At 41.0% G+C, this 8543-nt stretch carries 8 protein-coding genes; all 8 read left to right on the forward strand.

Annotation, left to right across the window (positions count from 1 at the left end; translation table 11 throughout):
- Positions 1–88 precede the first annotated feature (88 nt).
- Positions 89–2881 (forward strand): phage tail tape measure protein, encoded by a 2793-nt coding sequence (locus D9738_RS11470; protein ID WP_171021411.1) that lies wholly within the window; start codon positions 89–91, stop codon positions 2879–2881.
- A gap of 200 nt (positions 2882–3081) precedes the next feature.
- On the forward strand, positions 3082–4083 hold the full coding sequence (locus D9738_RS11480) for a contractile injection system protein, VgrG/Pvc8 family (RefSeq protein WP_130260210.1): 1002 nt from the start codon (positions 3082–3084) through the stop codon (positions 4081–4083).
- A 2-nt stretch (positions 4084–4085) separates the two neighbouring features.
- On the forward strand, positions 4086–4706 hold the full coding sequence (locus D9738_RS11485; RefSeq protein WP_130260211.1) for a phage baseplate assembly protein V: 621 nt from the start codon (positions 4086–4088) through the stop codon (positions 4704–4706).
- Positions 4703–5170 (forward strand): phage tail protein, encoded by a 468-nt coding sequence (locus D9738_RS11490; RefSeq protein WP_000635200.1) that lies wholly within the window; start codon positions 4703–4705, stop codon positions 5168–5170. Before D9738_RS11485 ends, D9738_RS11490 begins: the two co-directional genes overlap by 4 nt.
- Positions 5167–5487, forward strand: coding sequence for a hypothetical protein (locus D9738_RS11495; protein ID WP_130260212.1), 321 nt, complete (start codon positions 5167–5169; stop codon positions 5485–5487). The genes D9738_RS11490 and D9738_RS11495 overlap by 4 nt, the downstream gene beginning before the upstream one ends.
- Positions 5484–6608: a baseplate J/gp47 family protein gene (locus tag D9738_RS11500; RefSeq protein WP_095585700.1), complete on the forward strand. Its 1125-nt coding sequence runs from the start codon at positions 5484–5486 to the stop codon at positions 6606–6608. The genes D9738_RS11495 and D9738_RS11500 overlap by 4 nt, the downstream gene beginning before the upstream one ends.
- Entirely contained in the window at positions 6601–7182 is a 582-nt protein-coding gene (locus D9738_RS11505; RefSeq protein ID WP_000763347.1) for a phage tail protein I, read from the forward strand. Before D9738_RS11500 ends, D9738_RS11505 begins: the two co-directional genes overlap by 8 nt.
- Before the next feature lie 30 nt (positions 7183–7212).
- A partial coding sequence (locus tag D9738_RS11510) for a tail fiber protein (RefSeq protein WP_130260213.1) occupies positions 7213–8543 on the forward strand: 1331 nt, incomplete at its 3' end.

Below are 8543 nucleotides of genomic sequence, written 5' to 3' on the forward strand. Positions count from 1 at the left end.
CTCAATCAACACCTATATCCTACTGGCTTTCGCTTCGGTTGAGGCGAATCGTCGCATGGATTGATGTGTTTAATGAGGATTAATACTAATGGCCAGCAATAAGAACTTTAAGCTGGCTTTTGAAATTGGCGGCAAAGTTGCCGCCTCTCTCCCCAAAAGTTTTACTACAGCTAATCAGGCTGTTGCTAAATTAAATGCCGAGCTTGCTGGATTAACGAAAGAACATGGGGAAATTCAAAAGCTACAATCTGTAAAAGTAAAGGTTGGACAGACTGCCCTCGAATATCATAAAGCTGCCGCTCGCGTTGAAGAGTTACAGAAGCAAATAAAAAACACGGCCAATCCAACCAGAGCGATGCTTCGTGACTTTGAGAAGGCAAAAACACATTCATCGAATTTACGAGCATCACTACGTTCTCAGCGTGAAGAACTGGCCGCTTTAAAGTCTGCCTATCAGGGAGCTGATACATCTGCCAGAGCTTTGGCCTCAAGAGAGAAAGAGCTTAAAGCCAGCATTGATCGTAATCGTGAGGCTCAGGCCCGTAGCGTTGAGCAGGTTAACCGCTACAGAACGGCTTTGGCTTTAGCCAGAGCAAATGTTCAGCAAGTGAAAAAACAGCAGGAGGAACTTAACCGGGCATTAGAAAAACAACGTATTGATAAAATTAACAGCTATAAAAATGCGTTGGCTGAAGCACGGAAAAATGTTCTTGCAGTAAAACGTGCTCAGGAGGAGTTAAACCGCGCGTTGGAAAGGCAGCGTGAATTGAAGCGAGAGCATCTTGGTGAGGCAAAGAGTCAACTTGTAAGGTCAGGATTACAAACTGGTGCTGTAGCTGCTGGTGCATTTGCTGCTGCTAACAATGCAGCAAATTTTAATCGTGAAAACAAAATGATTGGTCTTACGGCAGATATGAAGCCGGAAGAAGTTCAGGCGATGGGGCAGGCGATGCTTGTTACCGGAACGGCTACCAACCAGTTTGCATCTGATATTCAGGCCGCTCAGGGGTTTCTCGTCGCTGCTGGGCAGGATTATAAAGAGGCTCAGGCGAATCTACTAACTATTGGACGAACAGCTACAGCTACTGGCTCTGATATCCTCGATGTCTCGAAAGCATCATTTACATTAAGTGACTCATTGAAGATTGATCCATCTCAAATGAAGTCTGCAATGGGGATTCTGGTTCAGGCAGGGAAAGAGGGAAACTTTGAATTTAAAGATATGGCCAAAAATCTTCCTGTGCTTGGTGCTCAGTTCCAGGCATTAAAAATGGGAGGTAAAGAAGCCGCCGCGACGATGGGGGCAGCTTTGCAGATAGCTCGCAAAGGTGCTGCAACTTCGGATGAGGCTGCTAATAATATGAACAACTTTTTGGCGAAAATACTTTCCCCTGAAACACTAAAAAAAGCAAAGAAAAATTTCGGTGTAGATTTATATAAAATTGTCACAACAGCGCAGAAAAAAGGGAAGAATCCATTCGAAGCTGCAATGCATTCTGTCATGAAAATGACTAAGAACGGAGATCAGAAGTTACTTGGTGAGCTATTTGGCGATATGCAGGTTCAGAACTTTGTTCGTCCGATGATTCAAAACTGGAAGGAATACCAGAGAATCAAAGCAACATCTCTTGGGGCTGGAAGTGCTGTTATTGACCGCGATTTTGCCAACATAACGAAAGACAATGCGGAGCGATTGAAACAATTACGTATTCAGGCTAGCAATGCATCATTAAGTTTTGGTCAGGCCTTGCAACCTGCTTTGAATGCCGCGCTTAGTGTTTTGGTTCCGCTGATTACAAAAATTAGTGAATTTGTAGCTAACAACCCCAATTTTGTGTCTCAGATTGTGATGGCGGCAGGTGCGTTTCTAACCATGAAAAGTGTGGTTATAGCGTGTAGGGTAGCTATGCTGGCTTTATCTGTAGCGACAAAGCTAACACCCTTCGGGTGGATTCAGATGGCTATATCTGCGCTGGTTGCCGCAGGAATATTGCTCTATCAGAATTGGGATAAGATCAGAGATTATGCTGTCAGAGTTTGGCCTTCTGTTAAGGAATATACAGTTAAATCATTTGAGGCTATAAAAAACTTTATCTTAAACTTTGATCTCAATGGATGGATTATATCTATGTTTGGTAAAACATGGGATTATCTTTCCAACATAAACTGGAGTTCGGCAGGAGTAAGAATTTACAGTACATTAATTAGTGTTTTTAAATGGATGTCTCCGCTTCCGTTCTTAATTAAAGCATTTAAACTTACAACAAATTACCTTTCTGGTATTAACTGGAGCGAAACAGGAAAGAAGATCATAGATACACTGGTATCTGTTTTTATGCGTTTTTCACCAGTTGGACTCTTTATAAGAGCATTCCAATCTGTAACGGCTTATTTATCTGGAATAAACTGGAGTGAGTCAGGTGCAAAAATAATTGAGACGTTAATCACTGGGATAAAATCAAAAGCAAATGCTTTAATTAATGAAGTGAAAGGCGTTTTTTCTTCTGTACGTGAGTATTTACCGTTCTCTGACGCGAAAAAAGGTCCATTCTCACAGCTAACAAAGTCAGGTGGTGCAATAATGACTACTCTGGCATCAGGCGTTAGCAGGAATAACAGCTTACAGAATGCAATAGCAACCAAGTTCGGGCAATCAAATTTATCACCTCACGGGATATCTGCCGCCGGGACTTCTGGACCTCGCCAGAACGTTAACGCTGTGACTGGTGGAATAACCTATTCACCTGTAATCAATCTTCCGGCTGGTTCACCAAAGGAAACTGAGGCGGCAGCTAAAAGAGCATTAGATGCGGGATATTCTGATTTTGAGAAGAAATTGAGTGCTCATATGTTCCAACAACGGAGATTAAGTTTTGGATGATTATAGAACGGTTCAAGGGGACTCATGGGATAGTATCGCGTTAAAGTTGTATGGTAATGAGTACCTGTCTTATCTTCTTATTGATGCTAATACTGAGCACCGCTTTACGGTGCTTTTTTCTGCGGGAATTATTCTTAAAGTTCCTGATGCTCCGGTTATGCCAATATCAGTAAACAATTTGCCTCCGTGGAGACGCAATAGTGTTACGTAAAACGCTTTTTGATGTTATATATCAGAATGTAAATATTACCGCTCATATGTCACCTGATGTTTTGTCAATGTCTTATACAGATAATGAAGATGGTCAGGTCGATGATGTTTCTATTATATTAAAAAATGATGATGGGAAATGGTCTGGAGACTGGACACCTAAAAAGGGTGATTTTATTGATTTGAGCTTTAAGCCTATAAATCAAATCGTCCTTGAGTGCGGGAAATTCCAGGTAGATGGCATAACTTGCTCTGGACCACCTTCTGTTGTTGAGGTGACTGCTGTTTCTGTTCCTGTTTCATCAGGCATTAGACGTGATTTAAAAAGTAATGCATGGGAAAAAACAACTCTTAAAGATATAGCAACTTCTATAGCTAAATTAGCTAACCTTGAACTGTTGTTTCTTATTGATGGTGATAGTAATCCATATTATGCGCGTGAAGATCAAATGGAGGAAAGCGATTTAAAATTTCTCCATCGACTTTGCCAGGATGAAGGGTTGTCGTTAAAGGTCACTGATAGCCAATTAATAATATTTGCTCAAGAGATGTTTGAGCAAAAAGATCCTATCGCTACGCTTACGTTAGGTATTGATGAGATAATCAGATATAGCTTTAGCACACAATCTACAGATTTGTATAAAAGTTGCACGTGCAAATATCGCGTACCTAAAAAAAGAAAGTCGCTTTCGTATACTTGGGTAGATCCATCCGTAGAAGAAGGGGCGAATCTTAAGATAAGAAAACTGGTAGCTAATTTAGATGAAGCAAAACGTAAGGCAAAGGCTGCTTTGCGGCTTAAAAATAGATATCAAAATACCGGATCTTTAGTATTGGTTGGAGACACCAGATTGGTAGCTGGTGTAACTATAAATCTGGGCGGATTCGGTTCATTTTCTGGAAAATATCTTATATCGAAAGCTGTGCATTCAATTGGGGCTAGTGGTTATACCACCTCGATTGATGTCCGAAGAGTAATTAATGGGTATTAATTATGAATGATTTAGAAACATTATTACGTCAGACTATAAGAGTTGGCGTTGTTTCTGATATTGATGATGGTGATGTTACAGCAAGAGTTACTTTCGATGATCAGGATAACGTCACTTCGGCAAAGTTATCAGTTATTGTGAAAAATACAGATAAGAATGCTGATTACTGGATGCCAGATATTGGTGAGCAAGTTTTGTGTATCTTTCATCCCGCAGGGCCGCAACAAGGTTTTATTCTTGGTAGTTTTTATGATGAAACACAGAAGCCGCCATCTAATACTGTTAATAAACGCGTCATTAGATTTAATAACGGAACTCGTATTGAGATAGACAGAGAATCTAATTTACTCCTTGTTGATGCTGTCGGAGATGTAACCGTTAAGGCTACAGGAACCGTAACTATTGATGCTCCAGAAACCATCATTACCGGAAATGCTACAGTTGAAGGATTACTAACCTTCAAAGGTGGAATGAAAGGATCTTCTGCTGGAGGTGTTGCAGCTACAATTTCTGGGAATGTTAAGGTTGTTGGTGGTGATATAGATGTTGATGGGATTAAATCTAAAGGCCACCATCACACAGCTCAGGGGGAATACGCTCAGACAACGGAGGCTCAGGCATGATTGTGGGTATGCTTGGTACAATGCCTTTTGTTGCCTCATCAATAGTGGTGAATACGTTCAACAATTTTAAAAGGACGTCAAAGCGTCGTGTAGCGCGCCATGATGTTATTGGGCTTAAACCTGTTCTGGAGGATATAGGTCCAGATCTGGATGAAGTTAGTTTTAATATGCGGTTGGATACAACACTTGGCATTGTTCCATTGGCTGCGCTTTCATTACTTAGGACAATGCAATCAATTCAGGAAGTAAATCCTGTTGTAATTGGTATTCAGTATTTTGGTAATTTTATAATTACAGATATAGAGGAATCATGGACTTATTTCGGTCCAACTGGGAATCCACGAGTGATTATCGTCGGCATTAAATTACAGGAAGTCGGACAGACCTCTCTGAAAGAAGCATTAGTTGATATTGCTGGCAATATAGAGTCAAAAACTAGAAGTGCGTTAGGTAAATTATTATGAATAATACGTTTACCATATCATCACCTTCTTACTCGATTGATTGGTCGCCCAAAACAGTTGTAGAAGAAGTTTTGCAAAATGTCTCTACTATTATTAATACTCAGATTGGCACTGTACCATATGCCAGAAAATTAGGAGTTAATTCAAGTCTTGTTGATAGCCCCAGTCCAATTTTTATTGCTACAGCAACACGAGAAATAATTCAAAAAATTAGTGAGTTTGAGCCTAGAGCGATTATCCATTCTGTTAGTTTTGAAAGAACAGACGTTTCTGATGGTTTTATTAGGCCAAAAGTTGTGATAGGAGTTAGAGAATGACGTTGCCGCGTGGTGGTTTGCCAGATATTACTTTCGCAGATTCTAACCCGACTGATATAACAACTCGTTCAATCAGGGCTTTTGAGAGTATAACAGGTGAAACATTAGCACCTGCTGATCCACGTAGATTATTCATCTTATCATTGTGTGAGATTATTATACAGCAAAGAAAAGCTATCGATTTTTCTGCAAAACAAAACCTTCTTACATATGGTGAAGGTGAATATCTCGACCATATAGGCTATCTGACGGATACGCCTAGGTTGGAAGCTCAATCTGCCTTGACTACATTTGAGTTTAATCTGTCAACAAAATTATCGGGGATATATACAATACCTTCTGGCACTCAAGTTTCAACTGGAAATGGTGTTATTTTCCAAACAGATGTTTTGTTGGAAATACCTGCTGGGAAAACAGTTGGTACAGTCTCAGGATATGCTGTTATACCTGGTTTATCGGGGAATGGCTTTTTACCAGGGCAAATAAATGAGTTGGTGACTCCGTTGCCGTATGTTTCCAGCGTAAGGAATCTAACAACATCTAATTCTGGTGCTGATACAGAGTCAGATGATAATTATGCTGAAAGAATAAAACTGTCGCCGGAAAAACTGTCTACAGCAGGGCCGGAGGATTCTTATAAATATTGGACAAGAACAGCCAATCAGAATATAAAAGATGTGAATGTATATACACCATCGCCCGGAACTGTAGAAATCCGTTCTTTGTTAGAGAACGGAGATATACCTTCTGATGAACTATTGGAGCAGATAAATAGCGTTCTCTCTGCAACTAATATTCGACCATTCACAGATAAAGTTCTTGTTAAGAAACCAGAGAGCATTGAATACGATATAATAATTAAATACTGGATTAACTCATCGGACAAAAACAGAACAACATTAATTCAAAGTGAGGTTGAGAAAGCTATTGATGAGTATAAACAATGGCAACGTTCGGTTATGGGAAGAGATATAAATCCAGATGAAATTATTCAACGTTTAAAAAATGCCGGGGCTAAAAGATTAGAAATATCAAGTCCTGTATTTACTGTGGTTGGAGAGACGCAGGTCGCCAGAGAGAGAAATATAAATTGCCAGTATGCGGGGTTAGAGGATGGCTGATATCTTTAATGTTAGCTTGTTGGATGTTTTACCTCCTAACTTAGCTAGAGATCCCAACGTGATAGCTATGTCGAAAGCTATCGATGATGAACTACAAGCAATTAATAATTTAATATATAAGACAGAAATATATAGCGTTGTTGATAACCTGGACTCAGTTGTTCTCGATCATTTAGCCTGGCAATGGAATGCTGATACATGGAGGGATAGTTGGCCTGTATCGTTAAAGCGTTCTGTTTTTAAATCAATAATACGAACAAAGCGAATAAAGGGTACAAGGGCAGCGGTTGAAGATGTAGTAAATAGCTTGGGTGGAGAGGTAAACATAACAGAATGGTTTGAAACATCACCACCTGGCGAACCATATACAGCCTCAATTGTTGCTTCGATTAACTCTTTTGATGGTGCCGTTCCTTCGAAAGAGATGTTGGAAGATACGTTAAGAAGTATCAAGAGCGCAAAGTCGGCAAGAACATTATTTACATTTTCGCAAGCTGCCAATGTTTCTGGTGGTGTTGGTATTGTTGGTGCTTGTCAGCCTGTGTCCTATGTACGATTAATTGGCGAGTGCTAATTCGCAATTTGTTAATTCAAGGAATTAAGCGTGAGTAAATTATTATTTACGATGACTGACGCCGGGCGTCAGGAGTTGGTTAATGCCAACAAAACAGGAACAAATAAAGTTGAGATTGTTTCTGTTGGTTTAGGTAGTAGATATTATGTCACGTCAACCTCACAAACAAATATAACAGACGAAATAAAACGACTTACCACAATAGGTGGCAAAGTTGTTTCCCCTGATACAATTCATGTAACGGCGAAGGATGATAGTAAAGATGAGTATGTTGTCCATACAATAGGATTGTATACAAATAAGGGAACGTTGTTTGCTGTATACTCGCAAGAACAAGCAATAATAAATAAAGCATCATCTACTATTGCTTTAATATCAAGTGACATAGCAATCAAGACTCTTGATACTAAAAATATTACATTTGGTGATATTGAGTTTATTAATCCTCCCGCAACCGAAACTGTTGTTGGGGTAGCAAGATTTGCCAATGAACAAGAAATTGATGCAGGTACAGATGATTCCCTTGCTGTTTCAGCAAAGCGGCTTAAGCAAGCCATTGTGAAACATGAGCAATCACGTAATCATCCCGATGCTACTTTAACCTCAAAAGGCTTTGTTCAACTTAGCAGCGCCACCAATAGCTCGTCTGAAACGCTTGCTGCGACGCCTAAGGCTGTTAAGGCAGCATATGACCTTGCTAACGCTAAATACACCGCACAGGACGCTACCACGGCGCGAAAAGGGATTGTTCAGCTCAGTAGCGCAACTAACAGCGATTCTGAAACGCTTGCTGCGACGCCTAAGGCTGTTAAGGCAGCATATGACCTTGCTAACGCTAAATACACCGCACAGGACGCTACCACAGCGAAAAAAGGGATTGTTCAGCTCAGTAGCGCCACCAACAGCACGTCTGAAACGCTGGCTGCGACACCAAAAGCTGTTAAGGCGGTAATGGATGAAACGAACAAGAAAGCGCCCTTAAACAGTCCTGCGCTGACCGGAACACCAACAACACCAACTGCGCCAAAAGGTACTAACAATACTCAGATCGCAAGCACGGCTTATGTTATGGCTGCGATCGCTGCCCTCGTGGATTCGTCGCCTGATGCACTGAATACGCTGAACGAGCTGGCGGCTGCGTTGGGCAACGACCCGAATTTTGCGACCACCATGACTAACGCGCTTGCGGGTAAGCAACCTAAGGATGCCACCCTGACGGCGCTGGCTGGGCTTGCTACTGCGGCAGACAGGTTTCCGTATTTTACGGGGAATGATGTCGCCAGCCTGGCAACTCTGACAAAAGTCGGGCGGGATATTCTTGCGAAATCGACCGTTGCCGCCGTTATCGAATACCTCGGTTT

It is taken from the genome of Escherichia sp. E10V5 (genome assembly GCF_004212315.1).
Lineage (GTDB): Bacteria > Pseudomonadota > Gammaproteobacteria > Enterobacterales > Enterobacteriaceae > Escherichia.

Excerpts from the sequence above, each read along its gene's own strand:
- D9738_RS11470 (WP_171021411.1), top strand. The coding sequence starts at position 89 with ATGGCCAGCAATAAGAACTTTAAGCTGGCTTTTGAAATTGGCGGCAAA.
- D9738_RS11485 (WP_130260211.1), top strand. The coding sequence starts at position 4,086 with ATGAATGATTTAGAAACATTATTACGTCAGACTATAAGAGTTGGCGTT.
- D9738_RS11490 (WP_000635200.1), top strand. The coding sequence starts at position 4,703 with ATGATTGTGGGTATGCTTGGTACAATGCCTTTTGTTGCCTCATCAATA.
- D9738_RS11495 (WP_130260212.1), top strand. The coding sequence starts at position 5,167 with ATGAATAATACGTTTACCATATCATCACCTTCTTACTCGATTGATTGG.
- D9738_RS11500 (WP_095585700.1), top strand. The coding sequence starts at position 5,484 with ATGACGTTGCCGCGTGGTGGTTTGCCAGATATTACTTTCGCAGATTCT.
- D9738_RS11505 (WP_000763347.1), top strand. The coding sequence starts at position 6,601 with ATGGCTGATATCTTTAATGTTAGCTTGTTGGATGTTTTACCTCCTAAC.